17 protein-coding genes are annotated in these 24,068 nt (G+C 56.5%); all 17 read right to left on the reverse strand.

Annotated features, from left to right (window positions below; all coding sequences use genetic code 11):
• Positions 1–62 precede the first annotated feature (62 nt).
• The 17 genes from OXPF_RS07620 to cpaB all read right to left on the reverse strand — a co-directional run bounded on the left by OXPF_RS07620 (position 63) and on the right by cpaB (position 24,054).
• Entirely contained in the window at positions 63–9,920 is a 9,858-nt protein-coding gene (locus OXPF_RS07620; protein ID WP_054874603.1) for an SNF2-related protein, read from the reverse strand.
• A gap of 22 nt (positions 9,921–9,942) precedes the next feature.
• Positions 9,943–10,149: a transposon-transfer assisting family protein gene (locus OXPF_RS07625; protein ID WP_054874604.1), complete on the reverse strand. Its 207-nt coding sequence runs from the start codon at positions 10,147–10,149 to the stop codon at positions 9,943–9,945.
• A 3-nt stretch (positions 10,150–10,152) separates the two neighbouring features.
• Positions 10,153–10,932, reverse strand: coding sequence for a DUF3849 domain-containing protein (locus OXPF_RS07630; protein WP_054874605.1), 780 nt, complete (start codon positions 10,930–10,932; stop codon positions 10,153–10,155).
• A gap of 3 nt (positions 10,933–10,935) precedes the next feature.
• Positions 10,936–13,191 carry a YodL domain-containing protein gene (locus OXPF_RS07635; RefSeq protein ID WP_054874606.1) on the reverse strand — a complete coding sequence of 752 codons (2,256 nt, stop codon included), beginning with the start codon at positions 13,189–13,191 and terminating at the stop codon, positions 10,936–10,938.
• 36 nt (positions 13,192–13,227) lie between these two features.
• Positions 13,228–13,902 (reverse strand): hypothetical protein, encoded by a 675-nt coding sequence (locus OXPF_RS07640; RefSeq protein ID WP_054874607.1) that lies wholly within the window; start codon positions 13,900–13,902, stop codon positions 13,228–13,230.
• A 16-nt stretch (positions 13,903–13,918) separates the two neighbouring features.
• Positions 13,919–14,332: a prepilin peptidase gene (locus tag OXPF_RS07645; protein ID WP_054874608.1), complete on the reverse strand. Its 414-nt coding sequence runs from the start codon at positions 14,330–14,332 to the stop codon at positions 13,919–13,921.
• On the reverse strand, positions 14,332–17,463 hold the full coding sequence (locus OXPF_RS23030; RefSeq protein ID WP_054874609.1) for a DUF8195 domain-containing protein: 3,132 nt from the start codon (positions 17,461–17,463) through the stop codon (positions 14,332–14,334). The genes OXPF_RS07645 and OXPF_RS23030 overlap by 1 nt, the downstream gene beginning before the upstream one ends.
• A complete protein-coding gene (locus tag OXPF_RS07655) occupies positions 17,460–17,945 on the reverse strand; it encodes a hypothetical protein (RefSeq protein ID WP_054874657.1) in 486 nt (161 codons plus the stop codon). Before OXPF_RS07655 ends, OXPF_RS23030 begins: the two co-directional genes overlap by 4 nt.
• Positions 17,946–17,968: 23 nt before the next feature.
• Positions 17,969–18,451, reverse strand: a complete 483-nt coding sequence (locus OXPF_RS07660) for a DUF4320 family protein (protein ID WP_054874610.1) — start codon at positions 18,449–18,451, stop codon at positions 17,969–17,971.
• 42 nt (positions 18,452–18,493) lie between these two features.
• Positions 18,494–18,703: a hypothetical protein gene (locus OXPF_RS07665; protein ID WP_054874611.1), complete on the reverse strand. Its 210-nt coding sequence runs from the start codon at positions 18,701–18,703 to the stop codon at positions 18,494–18,496.
• A 93-nt stretch (positions 18,704–18,796) separates the two neighbouring features.
• Positions 18,797–19,006 carry a hypothetical protein gene (locus OXPF_RS07670; protein WP_054874612.1) on the reverse strand — a complete coding sequence of 70 codons (210 nt, stop codon included), beginning with the start codon at positions 19,004–19,006 and terminating at the stop codon, positions 18,797–18,799.
• Positions 19,007–19,105: 99 nt separating this feature from the next.
• Positions 19,106–19,303, reverse strand: a complete 198-nt coding sequence (locus OXPF_RS07675) for a hypothetical protein (RefSeq protein WP_054874658.1) — start codon at positions 19,301–19,303, stop codon at positions 19,106–19,108.
• A 109-nt stretch (positions 19,304–19,412) separates the two neighbouring features.
• Positions 19,413–20,318, reverse strand: coding sequence for a hypothetical protein (locus OXPF_RS23035; RefSeq protein ID WP_242854349.1), 906 nt, complete (start codon positions 20,316–20,318; stop codon positions 19,413–19,415).
• 11 nt (positions 20,319–20,329) lie between these two features.
• Complete coding sequence (locus tag OXPF_RS07685; protein WP_054874613.1) at positions 20,330–21,241, reverse strand: hypothetical protein; 912 nt, start codon at positions 21,239–21,241, stop codon at positions 20,330–20,332.
• On the reverse strand, positions 21,238–22,632 hold the full coding sequence (locus tag OXPF_RS07690) for an ATPase, T2SS/T4P/T4SS family (RefSeq protein WP_054874614.1): 1,395 nt from the start codon (positions 22,630–22,632) through the stop codon (positions 21,238–21,240). The genes OXPF_RS07685 and OXPF_RS07690 overlap by 4 nt, the downstream gene beginning before the upstream one ends.
• The gene (locus OXPF_RS07695; RefSeq protein ID WP_054874615.1) at positions 22,629–23,363 is read right to left on the reverse strand and encodes a CpaE/TadZ family protein; all 735 of its coding nucleotides are present in this window, start codon (positions 23,361–23,363) and stop codon (positions 22,629–22,631) included. The genes OXPF_RS07690 and OXPF_RS07695 overlap by 4 nt, the downstream gene beginning before the upstream one ends.
• Complete coding sequence (cpaB, locus tag OXPF_RS07700; protein WP_242854355.1) at positions 23,356–24,054, reverse strand: Flp pilus assembly protein CpaB; 699 nt, start codon at positions 24,052–24,054, stop codon at positions 23,356–23,358. The genes OXPF_RS07695 and cpaB overlap by 8 nt, the downstream gene beginning before the upstream one ends.
• Positions 24,055–24,068 lie beyond the last annotated feature (14 nt).

Raw genomic sequence — 24,068 nt, forward strand, 5'->3', positions numbered from 1 at the left:
CAAATCAACGCTCGGGCGGCAGGCGTTTTTGTACCTGTTCTCCTTACATTTTCCCATTCTCCCTACATGGTGATGTCATGGCCTTTCGCCTTGTCCTGGGTTTCCCGGTTCTTTCCTCCGTTTGTGCCGGAGCGCAGGTTTTCCAGGATGGACGGCTTTGCGTCCTTGGCATAGGCCACCTGCCGCAGTTGCGTCTGCTCCGGTTCAGTTACCGGCTCCGGGGCACTGTCGATGTTGAGCTGCGCGTTGAGAAAAGCCAGACGTGTTTCCTTGTTGGTCAGCTCCTGCTCCTGTGCAAAGGGATTTTGCAGCTCCTTTTTGGCATCCTCCACCTGCTGGTAAAGGCTCTCCAGCTGGTTTTTGGAGGACGTGATCCGCTCCGGGATTTCTGTGCGCAGGGTATTGTTGATCCGGGACATATTGCCGAAGGTATCCGTTCCCAGCTCCACGGAGTAGCTGAGTTCGCCCTTCATGGTCAGGTTGAACTTCTTGTAAAAGCTGTCGAAGGAAAGGTTCAGGTCAAAGCCCAAATAAGAGCCGATTTTTACGGCCTCCTTTCCGGTCACGGTTTTGCAGGCTTCCAGCAGCGCCTTGGCCGCCGTTTCCTTTTCGGTGTATGCCGTGCCTAACACCGTCATCGTAGGAAATGGCGGCGGTGCCGGTGCGGTTCCCTCAGCCATATCAGCCTGCGGGCTGGACGCCTCCGGTACGGCGGCGGGGGCTTTCGGGAGATTCGCGTTGTACCGCTCCAAATCCTTCCCGGCACCGGTAATACGGCCTTTGGCGGCCTCAATGCTTTCGGGGTAATATTTGAGCAGATCGTCCTCTAAGCGGTAGTGCTGGCTCTGATGGTCGGCCCGGAGCAGGCGCAGACGCGCCACCTCGATATCCAGGTCGATTTTCTCCTTAATCAGCGGATTCCCGGCGCACAGCGCCTTGATCTCCGCATAGGAAAGGGCGGTTTCGTCCACGTCCTCACAGGCGCGGACAGGGGATTTGCTGGTCATGATCTGACTGATGAATTTCTGCTTGTTTTCCACCGTCTGCCACAAATAGGCGTCAAACGTCCCTTCCGTGGCATAGCGGTAAATATAAACCGCAGGGTTGTTGTTGCCCTGGCGCACGATACGACCGGCCCGCTGCTCCAGATCACTCGGCCGCCAGGGGCAATCGAGATCATGCAGTGCGTACAGGCGATCCTGCACATTGGTTCCGGCTCCCATCTTAAAGGTGGAGCCGAACAGCACCCGCACCTTGCCCTGGCGCACCTTGGCAAACAGCTCTTTCTTCCGCGCTTCGGTATTGGCCTCATGAATAAAAGCCATTTCTCCGGAGGGGATGCCTCTGGCGGCCAGCTTGTCGCGGATGTCGTCGTAGACATTGAACCGCCCGTCCTTATTCGGTGTGGAAAAATCGCAGAACGCCAGCTGGGTCAGCCGTGAGCTTTTACTGTCTCTCCATATCCGGTAGATTTTCTCCGTACAGGCGTTTACCTTGCTGTCCTCATCATCCGGCAGCATGGGGTTCATCAGGCGCTGGTCAAGCCCAATCTTGCGCCCGTCGGATGTGATTTTGAGCATATTGTCTACGGTGGGGTCAACCAGGTTGGCATGAACGGCGGCGGCACGGTCAGACAGCTCCTTGACCATTTCCTGCTGTAGCTGGCTGGGCTTGACCACCACGGTCTCATAATGGGCTTCCGGTCTTGGCAGGTCTAAGGTATCGGCGGTCTTGATATCCGCCACTTCCTTAAACATGGCCATCAGCTCCGGGAGATTGTGAAACTTGGAAAAGCGCGTCCGCGCCCGGTAGCCGGTGCCCTCCGGGGCAAGCTCGATGGCCGTTACGGTTTCCCCGAAGGTGGAAGCCCAGGCGTCAAAGTGGGTCAGGTTTTTCTTCTCCAAAAGGTCATACTGGAGATAACGCTGAATGGTGTACATTTCGGTCATGGAATTGCTGATGGGCGTACCGGTGGCGAAAATAATGCCCTTGCCGCCGGTCAACTCGTCCATATACCTACATTTCATAAATAGGTCGCTGGATTTGAGCGCATCGGAGGTGGAAAGCCCCGCCACGTTGCGCATTTTCGTGTGTAAAAAGAGGTTCTTGAAAAAATGGCTCTCGTCCACAAACAGCCGGTCAACGCCAAGCTGCTCAAAGGTGACGACATCATCCCGTCGCTTGCCCTCCAGCAGATTTTTCAGCCGCGCTTCCAGGGATTTGCGGGTCTTTTCCAGCTGCTTGATGGAGAAGTTTTCGCCGTGGGAGCGTTTCAGCTCGTCAATGCCGTCCATCACCTCGTCAATCTGCTCCCGCAGAAGCCGCTCCTGCCGCTCGGCGGACATGGGGATCTTCTCAAGCTGGCTGTGACCGATGATCACCGCGTCGTAATCGCCGGTGGAGATTTTGGCGCAGAACTTCTTGCGGTTGCGCATTTCAAAGTCCTTTTTCGTCGCCACTAAGAGGTTGGCGGAGGGGTATAGCCGCAGAAACTCCGACGCCCACTGTTCGGTTAAGTGATTGGGTACGGCAAACAGGCTCTTTTGGCAAAGGCCCAGCCGCTTGCATTCCATCGCGGCCGCCACCATTTCAAAGGTCTTGCCCGCGCCCACCTCATGGGCTAAGAGGGTGTTCCCACCGTAGAGGATATGGGCGATGGCGTTCAGCTGGTGGGAGCGCAGGGTGATTTCGGGAGAGATGCCGGAAAAATTAATGTGGCTGCCGTCATATTCCCGGAGCCTGGTGGAATTGAACCGGTCGTTGTACAGATGCACCAGCTCCTGACGGCGTCTGGCGTCCTTCCAAATCCAATCCTTGAATGCCTGCTTGAGCGCTTCCTGCTTCTGCTGGGCAAGGGTGGTTTCCTTCTTGTTCAGGACACGCTTTTCCTTGCCGTCCTCGTACTTGGTGTCATAGACCCGGACATCCCGCAGATTTAAGGTATCGTCCAGAATCTGATAGGCGTTCATGCGCTCGGTGCCGTAGGTAACGGTAGCCAGAATGTTGTTGTAGGGAACCCGCCCCTTGCCTGCTACCTGCCATTCGCCGGTATAGGGGAAATAGTTGACTTTTAAGTTATTGCGCAGGTTGTACGACGGCTGCAACAGCTCCAGCATAAACTGCTGGATGTATTCCTTATCCACCCAGGTGGAGCCCAGCCGAACGGAGATTTCCGAAGCGTCCAGGTCTTTGGGCTGCGCCTTTTCCAGTGCTTCGATGTTCGGCGCAAGCGCTTCTGCAAGGTCGGGCCGCATTTCGGCCAGCGCCTTGGCAAGACGTAGCTTGTCTCTGACATTTCCGGAGAGGTATTCGTCGGCAGTGACAAAAGGCAGCTTCTCCGGGTCATAAAAGGCTTTGGGGATGGTCTCCGGCGGCTGGTCTCCCAAATCGCGGAAGATAACCCCGGTCAGGTCGGAAACCAGCCGTTCCTTTGTAAAACCAGTGAGTTGCCGCATGAACTCCATATCCACGCAGGCGCGCTCCCCGATGGAGACCGCCAGTGCTTCGCTTGCCGTATCCACGGAGGTAACAACGGTTTTCTGCTTAATGGTGCGCTTGGTGAACATATCCGCCTTGCGGTCAAGATTCCCGTCCTCGTCCAGGACTTCCAGGGAGGAAAGAAGAAAGTACGCGGAATCAGCGGAAAAGGCGCGGCTGTTGGCGGTAGCGTTAATCAGGCCGTATTCGGCGGTAAAGGCGTCATACAGGCGGTTTAGCTCCGCCTGCTTTTCCTGAATGTCCGCCTCGGAGAATTCCTCTATCTGGAGGTCGATCAGCGCATGAACGCAGTCGCGCAGCTCCACCATGCCCCGGATGCGGTCAAGAGTGGCATTCGGCAGGTCTACCGGGTACATACTGGAATTTTCCCGGAAGTATACCCGGTCGTCCGCTACGGTAAAGCTGAAATTGCGTACACTCGGGTCTGCCGGAATCGCTTCGTCCTGCACACCCTCCAGATCGTCAAGCTCCGGCTCGGTAAGCTGGCCCCGGATGTGTTCCATGGCCTCCCGAAGCTGTCCGGAAAGATCGGCTCCGGGGATGGGGCTGCAAGTGGTTTCCCTGCGGTCGCCGTACATCCGGTCGTCGTATTCCATTTTGCCCAACACCATTTCGGGATGCTCTTCAAAATAGCGGTTGACGAGAATGCCGTCCGCCGTGAAGCCTAAATGCACCCAATCCGGCTCAATGTCCATGATCCGGTCGCGGCGCTGCAAGAACAGGATGTCGGCGGTGACTTCGGTGCCCGCGTTGGCTTTAAAGGCGTTGTTTGGCAGACGCACCGCGCCCAGCAGCTCGGCCCGCTGTGCGAGGTACTTGCGGATCTGCGGATTTCGTCTGTCCATGGTGTACCGGCTCGTGACAAAGGCAACGATTCCGCCCGGACGCACCTGGTCTAAGGTTTTTGCGAAAAAATAGTCATGGATATGGAATTTCTGCCGGTATCGTTTGTCCATGACCGGGTAATTGCCGAAGGGAACATTGCCCACCGCCACATCAAAGAAAGCGTCGGGCATTTGGGTCTGCTCGTAGCCTGTTACCTTGATATCGGCGCCGGGATACAAAAGCCCCGCAATCCGTCCCGTGATGCTGTCCAGTTCCACGCCGTAGAGTCTGGCGTTTTTCATGCTCTCCGGCAGCAGGCCGAAGAAATTGCCCACACCGCAGGCCGGTTCCAGCAGGTTTCCCTTCCGGAAGCCCAGCTGTTCCAGCGCGGTGTACATGGCCTTGATGACGGTGGGCGACGTATAGTGGGCATTCAGGGTAGAAGCCCGCGCCATTTCGTATTCTTCGGGGGTCAGCAGTTCCTTCAGCTCGGCGTATTCCCTTTGCCAGCCGTCACGGTTTTCGTCAAACGCCTGGGGGATACCGCCCCAGCCCACATACCGGGAGAGGATTTCCTGTTCCTCCGGAGTGGCGTAGCGGTGTTCTTCCTCGATCTGCTTTAAGGTGCGGATGGCGGCAAGGTTATAGCCAAACTTTGTTTTCTGGCCGCCCTCTCCAAGATGGTCGTCGGTGATGCGAAAGTTAGCGGTAGGAAGCACAGCGGCTGCGGGGATTTCTGTTTCCTGCTCCGGTTCGTCAAGCTCCGGCAGTTCTTCCTCCGCAAAATCCATGTACTCCCTGTTGTAATAGGCTTCTTCCCCGGGCGTTAAAAAACGCCCGGCCTCAATCAGCCGGGCGATGTTCTTCTGAACGGCGGGCCAGGAAAGATTGACCGGCTCCGCGCCGTCCTTGGTTACTAAAAACGCGGGCAGCTCCCCGCCGTATTCCTCCCGCAGAAAAGCGGCTGTACCGCGGGCGCGGGCATTTTCCCGCACATACTGGCAGACAAGGATTTTGCTGTCCAGACTTCCGTTCCAGCGGATCAGCGCGTCCTCAATGTCAGCCTGAGTGATTTCCGGCTCGGCAGTATCCTCCGTAACCGGCTCCGCTTCCTGCGGCGGAAGGAGTGGTGCTTCTAATCCGGTTTCCGCAGGTTCCGCCTGGGACTCGAACAGAATTTCCTGCGCAGGCGGTTCCGAGCCGTGTGTCCCGGCTTCCGGTTCCTGTTGTCCCGCTGTATTGCGGGCACCGGCAAGAAGTCCCTCAATCCGGGCAATGGCGTCGGGGGTGGGATTTTGCAGCTGCTCCCGGATATATTCGATTGCCTCTCGGGTGAGGATAACCGATTCGTCCGTGCTGGTCTGTGCTGCCGGTTCGGGTTTGCTCGGCTCCCCGGAGGGTTCCTGCTCCGGTCGTGCTTCTTCCTGGGGCGGGGATGCCACCGGCTCCGATATTACCGGATCGGACACGGAGCGCCCGAACAGCTCCTGCTCCCGCTCATAAATGCCCCGGAGAACGTAGACTGTCTCTCCCCAGGCAAAGGTGTAGCGAGAAATAAAGCGGCCCGCCACATCGATCACAAGCGCGGCAGGCTGGGCAAAATAGTCCGCCGTTTCGCCGGTATTGAGCGTCATGGTTTCGGCTTCCCCGGCAAGGGTTTTTAGATAGCTTTCCACCTCGGAGTTGGGTGCGCCGTCAGAAAACAGCTGTAAAAGGGAAGTGCCAATCGTACCGGGCAGCAGGCCGTTTTCCAGCACATCCCGCAAATCTTCGTGGGCATTGTCCAGATCAGCGGAAAGATATTCGGTAAAGGCAATGTTTTTCGGATTGCGGGATAAGAGCTGTTCAAAGCGCTCCCGGCTTTCCGCGCGGAAAATGGGATAAAGCAGAGAGGGGTCTTGCAAGCGGATATCGTAATCTCCGATATGGTCAATGCGGTAGGGTCTGCCGTCGCCGTCCAGATAAACCGTATCGCCCACGGCATAGCTTCGTCCCTGGGAAGGGGCGGCCTGCTGCGGCTCCGGGTTTTCCTGGGTTTCGGAAGAAGCAGTATCCGGCTCCTTTTGCGGCGGCGGCTCTGCATCCGCAGTCGGTTCAGACGGTACAGCGTCTGCCGGGAGTGTTTCGTCCGGTGTTTTCGATGCTTCCTGTTCCTCCGGTACGGTTTCGGCCTGTTCCGGTTCCGGCAGCTTTTCACCCGGCTCCGCAACGGTAAACCGCCCGTCGTCCAGATAGCCCTCAAACCGGGAACGGAACATTTCCACCGGCTCCTGCTCTGATTCGCCGGGCAGGGTGTAAAAGACATAATCCCTGCTGACGCTACTGATTTCCAGCCGCACAAGAATGTCATCGGCGGAGCGCGCGTCCACGGCGTCGCCCACACGGTAGGCCACCAGCCGTTCAGGGCTGAAAAAGACCTTCGGGCGCTCCCGTTCCTCCAGAAAACGTCCGGTCTGGCATAACTCCGCCACACGCCGGTGAACCTTGGCCCAGGAAAGCTCCAGCGTCGCTGCCGGACGCCTTTGGCTCAGGGATACGGTTTTAGGGTCTCCCTTGGAAAAGACGATTCCGGTGTCGCTTCCCAACAGCCCCAGGTAGCCCTCGGCTCCGTCCGTGCGGTCTGTCAGGTACGCGCCGTCGTAAAGCTCTCTGACCAGCTGGGTGGCCTCTTTGGAACGGGGACGCTCCGCAAAGCAGGCGGCCAGCCGGTCGTATCGCTCCGGTGTTTCTATCGCGCAAAGCAGCAGCGTGTCCATTTCCTCCTGGGAGATATACTCCGTGGCAAGGGGAACAGGCTGCGCTGCTTCCTTCTGATTTTCCACGATTACCGCCCGCTGTGCTTCCTCACCGGGAAGGATGGGCTGGGGCAGATCGAACAGGGTCAGTTGGGTATAGGGCTGGGTAACCGGCTCCGTGACGCGGGCTCTTGCTGCTGCGGTCTCCGGGGCGGTCAGCGTCTCTATCCTCGGAAACAGGTGATAGTTCCCCTCCAGATAGGCACTGAGGTTTTCGTAGCCCGTTTTTCGGAGGTCATAGTAGCGGTCGTCCTCGTGGGTGCCCGCAAGGATGGGCTTCATGGCGGCAAGGATGCCCGCCGCCTTTTCCGGATCGTCCAGCATGGCGCGGACAGACCGTTTTCCTTCCTCGTCAAAAAAATCGTGAGAGGACGGATAGGGGCGCTCAAACTCCTGGGGCATGTTGTAGTAGAAATTGGTCACATGCCGCGCCAGCATATCCTTTTCATAATCCCGGATACGGTCAAGCTCGCGGCGGGTCATATACCGTCCGCTCCGGATCAGCTTGTCAAGACGTTTTTCCGCAGCGCTCCAGGAGAGCTTCACGGTGTCGTAGGGATTGGAAAGTCCGCCGCGCTTTAAGGTAATGCCTTTTCCCGACTCGCTGTCGGCCCAGCTGTTGTCGGCACCGGACAGGGCGTGGGAGCTGCCGCCGTGCCCGTATTCTTTTTTTAAAAAGTCGGCCCGTTCCTTGGGCGTATGGTCGTGCAGGAAAAAGGAAAGTATCCGGTATTTGCCCTCCTGATAGGAGCTGCCCCGGATAAGATAGGCGTCCACCTCATCCTCGGTGATAAAGGGCAGAGAGCCCAGGACAGGAGGTTCCCCTGCCGGGAAGGAACGCGGGGCAATCCCTAAATCCCGGACATCCTCCAGCAGGCGGTGCGGGTCGTGCCAGCGGCGTCCGGGAGGATCTTTCTCCGCTAAAAGCGCCGCGATATCTTTCTCCAGCCGTTCCCGGATCAGATGATATTCCCCGTATTCAGCCTTGTCACGGAGCAGTTCCCGCACCTGCGCGGCGTCGTCGGGAAATCCGCCCTTTTCAGAGCGCCAGCCCTCGGGCATTTCCCGAAAATCCCGCAGATCGTCCCGGTAAAAGAACAGCAGCCGTTCGGCAAGCTCCTGATGCTCGTTGTAAAGCGCCTCGTCAAGGGTGTCAGGAGCGGCATACTGCCCGGATTCCAGCAGCGCCCGGATGCGGTCTGCGGCCTGTTCCCAGGTGAGATGCAGCTGTTCACGGGCAAAAAGCGCGGATTTGCCGCGCCCAAAGGTCAGCCCCGTATCGTCAAACCAGACGGAAACCTGCTTTTCACCAAACTGAAAGCCCTTGCCGCCTTTTTTGTATTCCCGCGCCAGAAATTCGGCGTTTTCCTCAAGGATTTTCCCCTTTAGAAAATAGGCCGTGATGTGCAGCAGGGTGTTCCTGCCGTTGCCGCCGTCCCGCAGGATCGCGTCCAGCTCGGCAGCGGAAAGAAAGCTTCCGGCCAGCGTGTCGGTCAGCGCAGGGAGGGCAGCCGGAATGGGGCGGGGCTGTTCCTCCGGCATATTCCCAGCTTGGGAATATGTTTCGGATACGGGTTTCTGCTCATTTTCGGGCAAAGAAATACCGCCCGTTGCAGGGGCTTCCTGCTCGGGCGGTATTTCTTCGGGTTCCTTCTCTTTTAAATGTAAATCAGTTCGTCCAGCAGCAGTTCCTCCGCCTGGGCTTTCAGGCTGTTCATGTGCCGTACCCAGCCCATCTGCTCCTTCTCCTTGTCGGGAGGCGGGTTCTTCCCGGTCAGTTCCGTCAATATCTGCTCCAGACGTTCCTCCGCCGTCCGGTCGGTCTCCCTCAGATGGGGATACAGCTCTCCGCTCAGCAGCAGGGAATTGTAAGACATAGCCCGGTGCTGCCTGAGAAATCTGCGGCGCATCCTGCCGTATTTGCCCAGCGGCTTCTCCCGTACCGGCGATGCCTGTTCCTCTAAAATCAGATCGGGCAGAAGATAATCCCCCACCCGGCTGTAGGTCAGCGCGGTCTTTTCGCTCATGCTCGGCGCTCCTTTCCGCGGCCCTCTGCCGCTCATAACTTTTAATAATGGTTCCAATGTCCTTTAATACCTGTTCGGACAGATCGCTGACCGCCGTGCCCAGCGCAGTAACGGCAGCCGGGGTATTGAAATCGTAAACCTTAAAAAAATCCTCGTCCGCAAAATAGGCATCCGTGTCCAGTCCGCAGCGGGACATCAGGCTGTAGGCAATACTGACGGTGAGCGCCTGACGGAAGGCCGCGCTCAGGTTCAGCTCATCGTAATCCTCCAGAAAGCTGTCCTCCGCCATATAGCCGATCTCCCGGGCGTTATCCTCATAATACTCCGTCGCCAGCTGGGACGCAATGTTGTAAAGGGCGTCGGGCAGGCTGTCCTCCACCTCGTCATAGGTTTTGGCGAGCGCATTCAGAACGGGCGCGTGGTGCTCTGGCCGCAGCTCCCACAAAAACGGCCTTTGCGCTTTTTCATGGGCGGGCTCCGTGTCCGATACGTCAAACACGTAGCGCAGCTTCGGAAAGTCGCCGGTATCGTCCAGTAAGGCAATGCCCTTGGAGCCGCGCCGCACCCACCGGTTCATGGGATGGTTCCAGACCTCAATGGCGGCGCAGGCGGTAGCGTCGGGGCGCTGGGCGTAAATCATCAGCTGGTCGGGAAAGGAATACCGGTACAGCCGTGCCGCCGTGTCCAGAAAGTCCGTCCAGCCCTCCCGCCCTTGCGTGACGCTCTCCGCCATCCGTTTCGCCATGTGGGAATAAAGTTGATATTTTGTTGCCAATGCTTATTACACCTCGTTTCCGCTAAAAATCGTAACCGGGAGCCAGGTCGAGGGCGGCAAGCTCCTGATCGGTCATGGCTTCCAGCCTGTGAAGAACGCTGTTTGCCAGTTCCTTCATTTCCGGTTCCCGTAAATCGGGCAGGCTTTCCCGTATTCCCGAAAGCAGCCTGCTCCGGCCGCTTATATCAAAGACGGCCATAAAGCCCGTTTCCTCCATGGTAAACCCCATGTTCTACACCTCCCGTTCCGAGCCGCGCTTTGGGGTATCCCCGGCCTGCGCCACTTTGTTTGCCGCTGTCTTTTTTCCCTCCTCCAGTTGCGCCAAAATGGAGGGTTTTCGCATGGTTTCCTGAATGGGAGGAACCTTTTCCGGGCTGTCCGGTTCTTGCCGTTCCGCGTTCGGGCAGTAATCAAGGTAATAGCATACATCAAAGCCGTTGTCAGAAAGCGTAACGTCTGCAACCGCCTCCGTCCGCTCCAGCAGGCGCAGAATGTCCCTTTGATGGGCCGCAATGAAATCCGCTCCGCCCAATTCGGGAGGAAATTCGTCAAAGCCCATGATCCAGTTGCCCTGGGCGGTGTTCTGCGTTCCCTCCTGAACGATATGCTCCGCAATCCGCTTGAGTTCATTTTCCAATTCCAAAAGCCGGTTGAGGAAGCCGTCCAAAACAGTAGGGTGGGAATTCAGAATATAGAATTCCGTGTCCTTATGAGGAAGGGAAAAACTCTTTGCCCATTGCTTATGCGCGTGGGAATAACGTCCGTCATACTCATGCTGCTGGACAAAGTGTGCCAAGACCCAGGAAACACGGTCAAGACCGTAGTGTGAAACCACCGTCTGTGCGGCAGTTTTTAAATCGTAATGATACAGCTCGTAATTGCTGTCAGAAATGGCCTGATCAATGGCTTTGGCACAATCTTTATTGCGCCGTTTGCTTTCCCGGTATTGTTCCAGCTCTCCATTCTGCCGTGCCGTATCCACCGATTCCTTGTATACCATAAATTCATCCATACCTTATACCTCCCGTTCCTTGCTTCGTTTGGGTACATCTTTCTGTTCCGAATTGTTCGCCGCTTTCTTCCCCTCTTGCAGCCTTGCAAGAATCGAGGGCTTTTCCTTATGGCGGATATGCTCCGCATCCTTTTTGACCGCGTTTGCCAGATCGAGAAGGGATATCTGTTTTCCGGCCTTGACCTGCGCTTCCAGCTCGGCAACAGAGGGCGGTGGCTCCGGATCGGAGTGCTCGGGCATATTCCCAGAATGGGTATATGTTTTGTCCAAACCCTCGTTACCGATAAAAGCAGGCAGTTCCACAAAGGGGCCGCCATCGTCATAGAAGGACTTGACTTCGCCGTCCTTTTTAAAAACCACAATATCGCTGGCAGACAGGCTGTGTCCGTGAAAATCAGTTGGATGATCAATGTTAAAGGTTTCTACGATATCCCCGAGTGTGGTGCCCTCCGTAAGCGGTGCCGTATAAACCAGCTCATAATTGGCACGGTCAACGGTCATGCCGCCTTTTTGCAGCTCATCAAAATGTGCCCAGCGGTGATAACGCAGTGCGTCGCCGTCTTTTAACTGATAGATGCCAAAGCGGTCTCCGCTGCCGTATAACAGATCGGCCTCCCGGGAGGCTTCACTGTTTCGGGCGGAATTTTTCATCTGCCCAAATTCCCGCGACGCCTGCCATTCCTCGGCTTCCATGCCAAAGATACCGTCATGCCCGGCAATTTCCTCCCGTTCAAATACCATAGCCTCGGTATTGTCCGGATACAGCATATAAATGGTGTGGTCGGCGTCAAAAAGCTCCTGCGCCCGCCCGGTCAGCAGCGGGAGCATGGCAGGATCGGTATAGCCGAATAAATCCCGTTCGGACAGACCGATGGCAGGATCGGGTAGCAGACCGTCCTCCTCCGAAGCCTCCTGTTCCGGTTCGGGTGTGGAAGCGGTTTCCGGCACGGGAGCGAGCACTTCCGATGCCGTATCAAGCTCCGGTATATTCGGCGTATCCGGTATGGGCGGTACGGAGAACACAGGAGTATCCTGAGTTGCGGATACACTCATTTCCGATGTCCTGGCCACTTTTTCAATCCCGGCTTTCACCGCCTCCGGCATATCCTTATCATAGAAGGTCACGCTCCGGTCAGCGCCGATATGGGCCACCGTAACGTAATCGCCGTTTTGTTCCTCCAGACGGTTCCATACCGTAAGACCGTTGCCCATATGCCCGTAGCCTAATTTATACTGCTTTTCCGGCTTGGACGGAGACGGTACGGTTTCCTCTATGGAAGGAGAAGAAGTATCCGGCGCGGGAACCGGCGCTTCCTCCCGCTGCTGTGAGTCAAGGGAAATCCCCCGCTCCTTGGCGAGGGCACGGAAGTTCCCGTCAATGCTGTCAATCAGCTCCGCCGCCGTTTTACGGATAATATCCAGCGAAGCGTTCAGCTCCTTTAGCTCCCGTGTCTTGCTCCATTCCGCTAAATAACCGAAGCTGTTGGCGGCAGTCTCAATGCCGTAATACTGGCACACGGCATAGGAAACGCTTTCGGCCTCCACTTCCTCGGTGCGGCGGTCTTTGGGCTTGACGGTTTCGTCCTCCGGGGGCGTATGCTCCGGGTCATGGAGCCTTGCGTGGGTGATTTCATGGATCACTGCGGAGATGGTCTGAATTTCGCTCATACCCTCCCGGATGGAAATGCGGTCTCCCATACGGCAGTGGCCGTCCGTGCCCGGCTCCAGCGGTTCAAACCGGATCGGCAGCGGAGAGACCGTCCGCAGCGCCTCCAAAAACACCTCGTAGTGCTTGACATCGCCAATTAAATCCTCTACCAGGCTGGGCAGGGGTTTCCCGTCCGTCTGCGACAGATCGAATACCGGGATTACCTTAAAGCGCGCAATGCGCACCTCCACCTCCTCTGTGACGGGCAGGCCGCTGGCGTCAAGAACGGGCATACGGGTATCCGGGTCAAGCTTTTGCTGTTCCTTTCGTATGGTAAAGGGCGTGGGGGCAAGGATTTTAATGCCCTTTTCACCTTTTTTCACATACCTGCCGAATTTGGCCTGCCATGCCTGAAAGCCCGCCACCAGCGTCGCGTCCGGCTTCTGCATATAGATGAGCAGGGTGTTCCGGGTGCTGTAGCGGCGGAACCGGGACATGGTTTGCAGGTAGGTCAGGTACTTGTCGCCGGAAAACAGGTCTTTGACGCCCTGTTCCAGCCGGTCGGTGATTTCCTTCACCTGATTTTTTGTATTGTCGGCTTTACCGGCCATAGGGTTCCTCCTTCCGAAGCGGTGCGGGAAGCCGGGTTATCGCTCCGGCTCCCTGCGTTTTGCCTCCTTTTTTGATGATGAATGCTCCTGTGCGGCTGTTTTCTTTGCGGCCTCCAGCGTTCCAAGCAGGGACGGCTTTTTTTCGCTTTTTTGCAGAGCCGCCAGCTTTTCCTTTGCCCACTGCGGGGTACGGTCGGGCCGGATCACACCGGCCACATGATACCGTTCCCAGCGCATGGATTCGCCGGTAAACAGGTTCTGGCAGAATACCGCCGTTCCCAAAGCGTCCGGGGAGCAGCCGTTGCCCCCGGTAGCAAGGAGCAGCTGATGGTCGGCGGTACGCGCGGCAGGCGCTAACCGCTCCGGGCGGATCACAATCAGCTGGTTGGTGTAATCCCCGTGCTGACTCCCCGGAATGCAGTCCTCACCGGTCAGGGGAACCGCGGAAATGCCGCGCTGGGCGCGTTCCTGCTCAATCTGCGCAACACGCCGGTTTACCCGGCTGACAAATTCCTTCATCGCGTTCAGATAATCCGTTCCAACCGCGATATTGGTGTAAACATCCACGCTGAACGGGTTATCCCAGGCGCAGTCGCATACCAGAAACGGCTGGGCGGCAGCGGCATCCTCCGCCAGCACTACCTCGCCGCCTCCAAGGTGTACGGTGTGTTTCACTTCGTAATTTTCTATCATCCGTTTTTCTTCTTCCATCAAAGTCACTCCTTTCTCAAATCAGGTGAAACGCCAGCAAAGCGGCGGCATACCCAAACGCGCCGACGCATAGAAAGACGGCCAGCGGAACGCTTCTTTGCCTGGTCGCCTTTGCGTACACGCAGGCCGGAAGCAGGGCAAGAAAAAGGATCGCAGCCAGGGCATACAGCCCGAACGCAAAGCCCATGGCCGCCGTCAGCTTGATATCGCCGCCGCCCACACCGCCGAATTTTACGGCAAGCCATAAAAGGCAGAGCCCCGGCAGAAAAAATCCCGCAATTCTTTCATAAAGGGGCGGTACGGGCAGCAAGAAAGCGGATGCCAGCCCGAGGACAAGGATACTGATCCAGGTCCAGTCGGGAATGATCCGCTTTCTGTAATCGGAAACCGCCGCCCATATAAGGGGGACGGTATAAAAAAGCGCGAGCATCAGTCCGCCGTGGTGACATCATCGGAATACATGCTGTCCGCCACCCGGATTTGCAGCTCCCCGCCGATGATCCATTTCGACAGGGTTCCGCCCGGCGTATGCACGTCGGTCACCAGCAGCTGTGCGATATAGTCCGTATCGTCGGGGAACCAGAGGGGAAGGTACTGCTTCCGATAAAGGAAGGGAGAAGCGGGATTCTCCGCAAAGATAAACTGACCGCCCTCCCGGACAAGGGGAATGGCGGTTTCATAGCGGTACTCCGGCAGATAGAGTTCCGCCGTCTGCGGGTTGGTAATCAGCTCCGGCTTGTCGTAGTTGGTGCGGACGGTGGGCGTAACCGCAATGGAGTAGCCGTAGCCGGATTTCAGATACCCGTTTTCCTTTGTGGCGTATTCCAGCGTGGCGCTCACACTCAACTCCGCGTAGTATTCATGCCAGACAAACTGGCCGTTTTCATACCGCTGCTCCCACCAGGTTACGCGGGACTGACCGGTTCTTTGCGGCGGGTCGGGCAGAGCCTCGCTTTCCTCGGGAGTCTCGTAGACGACGTTTTCAATGACCGCCTGCCGGATGTAGACATTGTTATCGTCGCTGCTTTCGTTGTTCAGCGCCCCATCCGGGTTAATCGTGGCAATCAGGGTAATGGCCTGATCGGACTGCACGTTTGGGGTATCCCAGCACAGGGAAACGGTGTTCCAGGTATCCTTTTTCATAATAACCGCAGTCATGCGTTGGGAGAAGGACAGCTCCGGGATTTCAAACAGAACGGTCACATTCTGTCCCGGTGTAAAGTCAAGGCTGCCCCGGTTGCCTACCTTAATGGTGGTGACAACGGTCTGGTTTTCCCTGTAGCGGTCGGGGGTGATACGCTGCACATCCAGATCGTAGGGCTTTTCCAGCACGATGATTTCAGCGGAAACCCGGTTGTTGGCCGGATTTTCATCGGTGTATCCGTCAGGTGGGGAGATTTCAGCCACGATATACAGCGGCTCGCCCTTTGCTCCGGCCGTCGCGGTAACCGTGTAGGATTTTTTCTCATACGCCGTGAAATGAGCCGTGGCAGGCACGGAGGAAACCGGTCGGCCGTTGATGGTCACGGAAAGCGGCACATCCGTCAGTGTCTTGCCGGTGGAATTGGCAAAGTATACGGTGAAGCTGTAGCCTTCTTTCTCATAGACCGTGGGCGGCGTGGACAGATTCGTCCACACGTCGCAGGTTCTGGAAACCGGTGTGTCGGGCGTGTCTGGATTGTCAGGAGTATCGGGGTTGTCCGGATCTTCGGGGTCATCCGGTGTATCGGGAGTATCCGGCGTGTCGGGGTCGTCGGGAGTGTCGGGGTTATCCGGATCATCCGGCGTATCCGGTTTTTCCACAACGGTAACTGTAGTTACGGCGGTATTGTTCACGGGGTTTTCATCCTCAAAGCCGTCCGGAGCGTCCACATGGGCCCACAGGCGGTAAACCTCCCCGGCGCTGCCCGCTGTTCCGGTTATCGTATAGGTTTTGGTCTCTCCCGGAGCGAAGTCCGCTGTCGCCGGAATTTCCGAAAGGCTCTGCTCATTATTCGTACCCGAAAGAGGCACAGCGCGCAGGCTCACCTCGGATTGATTGGTGAAGCTGACGGTAAAGCTGTATTCCTCTTGTTCATAAACCGTGGGAGCGGCCAGAATTTCCGCCGAAAGGTCACAGCTTTCTTTTTCGTCAGGCGGCTGGTCGGGCGGGTTATCCGGATCGCCGGGATCATCGGGAGCAGCCTCCGGCGTCGGTTCCGGCTCGGGGTCAACGATTTTTATGACCGCCGTGGCGGTGTTGTTTTGGGGATTGCCGTCAACAAAGCCCTCCGGTACGCCGATATTGGCCCACAGCTGAATTTCATCCGCTGCCGTGTCCGCCGTGCGTGTTACCGTGTAGGTCTTGCTCTGATTGGGGGAGAAGTCCTGCATGGCGGGGATTTCCTGTATCGCGGCCTCATCAACGGTTCCTTGGAGGGGTACGTCATAGGCGGAGCTTTCTCCGCTGTTCCTGTAAATGACCGTAAAGGAGTAATCCGCCCCCCGGTTGACTGTCGCGGGGGCGCGGATTACCACGGACAGGTCGTTTCCTTCGGTGGGTTCAAACTTAAAATAGAAGTCTGCGGCGGGAAGCTGGTAATGGATTTTCTGTGTGATTTCTGTCTGCGTCTGGCTTTCCTCGTCGGCATACTCCGCGCTGTCCGGGGTGTAATCCCATTCCAGCCCCAGGTAGGAGAAGTTTCTGGACAGAGAAATATCGTTCTTATGGAAGGTGACGGAGGTGGTCTGATAGGGATATAAAAGCTCCGGCACTCCCTTATCCTGGGCGGTGAGGGTTCCGTAGATTTCCTGCTTCTCCCCGTCACACCAGGTCGCTTCCACATTAACGGGAACGGGAGCCTGATAGGAAAGCTCGGTATTTCCCATGGTTTCAAAGGCAACCAGCGCCTTTTTCGTCCAGCCGAAGCGGGCGGTCAGTTCCTCAAACTCCGTATCGGTGTCGTAGATGCCGTAAATATCGCCGGTGGCAATATTATGGATTTCCACCACAAGGCTCCCGCAGAGCGTGTAGGTGCCGCCGTCCTGCCTGCCGATCCAGGCGGCAATGCGCTCCTGCTCGTAGTCCGCCACGGTATTGGCGTTTACCATGTCGATGCGCTGCGGCTCCGGAAAGGACACAAGCTGTGTCTCTCCGTCATAGATTTCGGTGATGTTCATGCCGATGGTGCGGTATCTCGTGTCATAGGTGGCTTTTACCTGAAAGACCACGTTGACCGTTACCATCATGACCGCGCCCTCGTCGGTTTTGGCGGTGATGGTATAGGGGCCGCATTTTTCCTTGCTTTCGATTCCAAGGACATACTCGGACGGGATCATGCGCCAGCCGTCCTCATATTGCAGCTTGATTTCTGTCAGCGTTCCGGTGGAGGCGGTAACGGAAATAGGGATTTCAGCCGGGAACTGTTCCACGGCCACAACGCCGCTTTCGCTTGTCAGGCTGTCAATGGGGGATGTGACTTCGATATGAATATCACTGTCCGTTGCCGCAAATGCCTTCGTGGGAAAAAGCAGGCAGCACAAAAGCAGCAGCGGCAGGATGAGCAAATAGTTTCGTTTCATTCCAAACCTCCTTCTGTTGTTTGGGTATTGACGCTGGATATGGTAAACGGAAGCCGCACCTCGCCGGTCAGGAAGCTGAACACACTGCGGGATACGATTTCCCCGGTCAGCGTCAGCCGGGGCGGGCTTTCCGTCACCAGAAGCTCTTTGATTTCCAGCCGGTAATTCCACTGTGTACCCGCGTATTTGTTCAGCTCTGCGTCCAGCCCCATGCTGTCATGAAGATATTCATACAGCTGGGTCTGCGCTTCCTCCGTATCCAGCAGGAGATAGCCGTCCCTGCGGTACTCGTCGCGCATGGCATACTCCACGGCGCTGTTCACGCCGCGCTGGAGGACATATTCCGCCTGCTGATACAGGCTCTCCATACGGAAATATTCCATCAGGATGGCCGCTAGGGTCAGGATGAAGAAAATCAGGATCAGAAGAAACACAAAGGCGTCGCCTCTGCGGTTCTTCAACATGTTTTTTACGTTTCCCACGGTGTTTCCCTCCTTTCCGGCGCTCACGGTGAGAGCTTCCAGTATTTTTCCGACATTCCGTTGATGCTGACTTTCATGGGGATTTTAATTTCTATGGGCGGGGCGAAGCTGGGCGTAAAAATGGTAAAGGTGTAATCATAGGTCATGGTAACGGTAAAGGTGTCCCGCAGCTGGATTTTCTGATCCTCCTGATAGGTGACATCCTCCACCGTCATTTCCGGCGACAGTCCGGTTTGCAGCTTCAGCCGGTAAAAGGTATCATAAGCCCGGTCGGAAACCTGTCCCTCCAGCTCCACGACGCGGACAACACGACGGCAGACGTGATTTAAGTTCAGGTAGGTTGTAAATATGCTGAGGAAGCTGATGACCGTCACCATGAGGGACAGCACCACCAGCGTTTTGATCATCAAATCAAAGTAGCTGCTCCCGTTTCGTCCGGAAAGCAGCTTAGAAAAGGGAAACGGGGGAGAAAATCTCCCCCGTCCGCCCCGGTGCCTGCTGTTCATTTGCTCTGCACCTCCTGTTGGTTAAATGGGCCGCACGGCTGTTTAGCTGAGCAGGCCGGTGATTTTGGATACGATGCTGTTCCAAATGGTGGCGATGGAATCCTGATAGAGCGTCATGAAAATGGCTCCGACCACCACCACAATCAGCACAACGATGAGCCAGCCGGTCATCTGGTCGCCGCTGGGATTGGCCAGTGTGCTGTGGGCTTTCATAGCCAACCTCTGGATTTTGTTTTTCATTGTCTTGAACATAATTGATACCTCCATAAAATTTGATTTTGGGTTCTGTGGATAAGGAAAGGAGGGGGCCTGCGCCCCCTCCCGTACTGCCGGATAGACTGCCCGTCAGCTGAGCAGACCGGTGATCTTGGACACGATGCTGTTCCAAATCTGCGTGATCGAGCCCTGGTAGAGGGTCATAAAGACCGCGCCGACCACGACCACAATCAGCACGACGATGAGCCAGCCGGTCATCTGGTCGCCGCTGGGATTGGTCAGGGCATTGCGGGCTTTCATAGCCGCTGTCTGGATTTTGTTTTTCATTGTCTTAAACATAAGAACATACCTCCGTTAATTTTAATTTTGGGTTTTGTGGCTGGGATAAGGAAAAGAGGGGGCCTGCGCCCCCTCCTGTACTGCCGGATATCCTGCCTATTAGCTGAGCAGGCCGGTGATCTTGGACACGATGCTGTTCCAAATCTGCGTGATTGAGCCCTGGTAGAGGGTCATAAAGACCGCGCCGACCACGACCACAATCAGCACGACGATGAGCCAGCCGGTCATCTGATCGCCGCCGGGGTTTGCCAGCGCGTTCCTCGCCCTTAAAAAGGCGCTTGTCAGGTGCTTTTTCATGGAATTCGTTCTCCTTTCTGTGAAATGGGTGCTTGCGTTTTTGATACTCTGCATGTGTTTACCTCCATAAAAATGTATTTTGAAAAGGGGTTTCTCCCCGTTTTCACGGTTAAAACAGTCCTCCCATGGAACGCATCAGGTGGGAACCGATGACATAGAACAGGCTGATCACCGTAATGGCCACAAGGGGGATACTGGCGATTTTCACCCGGCGCGGCAGACTGTCCAGACGTTTTCTCAAAGCTTCCTTGGCCTTGATGTCCATATCCCGCGCCAGATACGAGAGCGCTTCGCCCTGATGCTCTCCCCGGTGCAGCCCGATCAGGGCGTTCACCAGAAAGGAAACCTCGGTGAGCCCCAGGCGCTGGTTGAAGTTTCGCAGGGCGGCTTCGATATTTTTTGCTTTCATCTCCGTTACCAGGATGGCTGCGTCCTCCCGGAACGCATCGCTGGCAACCTTTAAATAGTCCTCAAAAATCTGGATGAGATCCGCCTGCACCACCGTCCGGCTGCCGTCGTGACGGTTATCCTCCAGACGGTATAAGATAGAGCGGACAAAGCCGGGCAGTTCCGCTTCGATGCGCTTTTTCTTTTCCTTCATCCGGTCGTTTAAGTCCGTGGTAAAGTGCCGGAAAACCACCAGTGCCAGCAATGCAATCAGGGGCGCGAGCTTTCCGGCTCCCAGCAGGACAAACAGCAGCGCAAGGGGCAGTGTGAGCAGAGAGCACATCACGGCTCTGGCATAATACTCCTTTGGCGTCAGTGCTGAGCCGCCCCGCCAAAGCATGGCGGCCATGCGCGCCTCCTTTACCGGATCGAGGGGAATAAAACGGGAAAGGGGTCTTGCAAGGGGCATGATAAACCGGTTTAACATCCGGTTTCCCGCGGCTTCCTTTTCGGGCTGCAAGTGCTTTAGGTTCTTTTTCATGCTCAGCTTCGGGATTTTGAGAAGCTGCCTGCATATCAGAACGCCTGCCGCAGTCAGCAGGATCATTAAAATAAGCTGGTAAAACAAGGGCATTCCTCCTATCGGTTGGCGGGTCTTGTGGCCTTCATAACGTAAAAGGCGGTGGCAAGGGCAGTCAGCAGCATCAGAATAATCAGCGCTCTGCCTATGGGTGTTCCGGTCAGCAGGTAAAACCATTCGGCGTTGGCAAAGCGCATCATGGGGATAATGGAAATCATCAGACCCGCCGTCATGAGATAATCCCGCCATACCCGAACCATCATGCCGTCGCTTTCCACCTGCATGGACTTTGCGTCATTCATGGCCTTGATAATGGGAAACAGGGCAAATTTCAGCCGCCTGTCCTGGTGGCATAGAATCAGGGTTTTGACCCATTCGTTAAAATAACGGTTTCGGATTTTGGCCGCAAGGCGGTACATTCCATGCACCATATCGGGATTGACCAGCCGGATTTCCGTGACAAATTCATCAAAGGGTGTTGTCACTCTCAGATGGGGCGGGACATCCCGATTTTTTTCCTCCACATACAGCTCCACCGACCGGATGATGTCGTCGCAGCCCGCGTAGGCGTTGGTGATGATGGACATGGTGTTTTCCAGTCCCTCTATTTCTTCTCTTGCGGCGGCGGAGCTTTTTACGGTCAAATAGAAGTATGGAGCTGGCAGGACACAAACTGCCATGACACCCGCCAGCTGTGCGCCGCCAAATAGCAGCAGCCCCGCTAAAAAGCCCCCGGCTGCCGAAGCAAGCACGAGGGCAAGAAACTTGTTTCCCGTACAGCGTGTCTGACGGAACAGCGTGGCAAAATGGAGGCTGATCCGCTCGGTGACTTTGAGCTTGGCTCCGCTGACGGCCAACCGGCGCTTTTTTAAGGGATTTTGCGGTAAGGATAAAATAGGCCGCAGCAGAATAAGCGCGGCAAAGCTGATAAGCAGAAATACACCCGTCAGCGCAGTCTGGATAGAGGTCATGCCGCACCTCCCTCTGAAAAACGGCGTATTTCCTCTCCCGGAACACCGCCGATCAGCAGACGTTCGGCAAGGGCCGGGGAAAGGTTCCCCAACCGACGGTGTGCGCCGACTGCTTTGACAATCCTGCCGCCCGCGTCCCTTTCGTAATGGTCAACCGCATACTGAAACAGTGTGTTTCCCGCCACTTCGCCGTTTTGGACGCCGGTGGCCTCAAAGATTTCCATGTATTTTCGGGAGTTGTCGGGCAGCTGCATTTTAAAGAGCATGATCGGAAAGGCTTCCACAATGTTTTTCAGCAGCCGTTCCTCCGACAGGGCGGTGCCCGCTTCCAGGCACATGGTCAGGATACGCTCGTAGGCCGTCCGCGCACTGTTGGCGTGGAGGGTGCTGACAATGGTGTGTCCGGTGCGCCCGGCCTCCTGCACAGTCAGCGCTTCCTTGCCGCGCATTTCGGCGGGAACCAGGATTTTGGGATGCAGCCGCAGGGAGAGCTTTAATAAGTCCAGCATGGTGACGGGGTTCGGCTCCTCCTTGGTCAGCAGGTGGATGACATCGTTGAGCATTATGCCGTCTTTATCATACTGAGCTAAGGAAAGCTCTCTTGTGTCCTCAATGGTGACAATGCGCTTTTCCGGCGGCACGGTGCTTAAAATGTACCCCATATCGGCGGTCTTGCCGCTGCCGGTGGCTCCCGCAATGGCGACGGAAACACCGTTGTTGACGCACAGCGTCAGAAAGTCAAGCTCGTCGGCGGTGGCGGTATCCCAGCCGATCAGGTTTTTCCGGGTCACATAGGAGGGCTTCTGCTTCCTTATAGAAGCAATGGCTCCGGCGTCGGGGTCAACGCAGGGCTCAATCGCCCCGGACATACGCACTCCCTTTGCGATATAGCTGTCTCCGATGGGCTTGGAACCATCTAAAATCACGTTCCCAAAGCGGCTCATCTTTCTCACAATGTTGGCGCAGGCTTCCGGGCTGCCGAAGGTTTCATTCAGCCGGATCTTCCGGTCTTTGTACAGCACCCATACGCCTTCGGAGCCGTTGACGTTGATTTCCTCCGTTTCGGCATCCTGCAAGTACGGGGAAAGCAGGCCCATCCCGGCCATATCGAAATAAACGGCGTCCACCAGCTCGGAAATGTTGCCCACATCCTTTGCTACCAGCTGTTCGCTGTTTAAGTAGCGGATAATCAGGTCTTTTAAGCGGCCTTCGGCTTCCGGCGCGTACAGCACCTCGGCCAGCTCCGCCGAATGGTTTTTGGCGATCAGCCGTTGCAGCTTATCCAGGATTTCGCCGTAGTCCTGGGCTTTTACCGCGTCGCCCATATCGGAGCGCCGCTTGTTGGCTCTGTAAATCAGGTCGTTGACGGAAAATCGTTCGTTCCCGCTCATGAGGATTCACCCCCGATCAGCGTACCGGCCAGTTTATCCAGCGTTCGCCTGTAGCGCCTGCATTCCCGGTCACGGTACAGATACAGGGGCGTACCGGCGTTTTCCAGCTCGGCGGCCCGTCTGACATAGGGAAGCTCCCCGGCAAAAGCCAGCTTTGTCATATCCCGGTAGGTCTTTTCATCAAAGCTGCCGTTTGGGGAAAGCAGGATATGGGTCTGCTTTTCGGCCAGGTGGAGCTCCCGCACAAAGACGGTAACCCCTGTCTGCCACAGCCAGGCGGCGACAGAGGGCCGATGCAGGGTCAGCACCGTATCCGCAAGCCACAGTCCCACGCCGGAGACGGGATTGGCAAGCTGAGCGCTGCCGTCCACAATCAGAACATCAAACATCAGCGCGGCATTGTTCAAAAGGGTCTCGGCCTTTTCCAGCGTGACCGCCTCAAACAGCAGGCCCGTATACCGGGTAGGTACGGACAGGAAAAACAGGTTCTTGTTTTCCCCGCTGGACGTAAACAGCTCCCCCGGATTCGGGTTTTCCCCGCGAAGGGCCGCAAACAGCCCTTTTTCCCTGGGAACCGCCTGCCCGAAAAAGGTTTGCAGCTCCCCGTAAATCAGGTTGGAGGACACCAGCCCCACCAGCAGGCCGCGGTTTGCCAGCGCAAAGGCAAGGCTTACCGCAAAGGTCGTTTTTCCGCAGTGCCCGCCGCCCCACACGGTCAGGATTTTACTCATGGCTCACACCCCTTTCCTCGAAAATCAGGTGGAGTGTTCCGGTGTACTCCGCCTGAATCAGCGTTTCGGCCTGCTCCTGCGTGACGATCAGGGTCACGGCCTTTGCCACCAGATCGCTGGAAGAGGACTGGCTGTCCTCCCGCTCGGAACGGATTTCGGCGGTATCCTCGGTTTTGGCGTTTTCCACGCTGTAGACCGTCAGGCCGGCCAGCTCGGGGTAGACGATGACCTGGGGCGCGGTTGTCTGCCCGTCCGATGCCTTTTCAAAAAAGACCGCCACCGTCACGGTATCCCCCGCCAAAAGGTGGGAGGACAGTCCTGCCGCAATGCTCTCAATACTGACGGTAACAAGGCGCTGGCCGTTTTCGGCAATCCGGTCAAGCTGCTCGTCGGCAAGATAACTGCCCACCTTTTGCGGGAAGAAGTAATCCCCCTGAACAAGGGCGGTCTGCGCCACCTTGCCCACCAGCTGCGTCTTATCGGTTACAATTCCCTCCGGCAGGCCGTAGCCGCCGACCTCGGCGGAGGTCAGCATCTGTTCGGTAATCGTCGTACCGGCAGGAATATCCTGCGCCGCCCGCAGCACCGTTACCGTAGCGCTTTTATCCTCGTAAAAGCGCGGCAGGAGAAAAAAAGCAACGCCCGCCGCCAATAAGAGGCAGAGGGCGCTTAAAAAGATTCGGTTTTTCACAAATTTCAAATGCA

Source organism: Oxobacter pfennigii, assembly GCF_001317355.1.
Lineage (GTDB): Bacteria > Bacillota > Clostridia > Clostridiales > Oxobacteraceae > Oxobacter > Oxobacter pfennigii.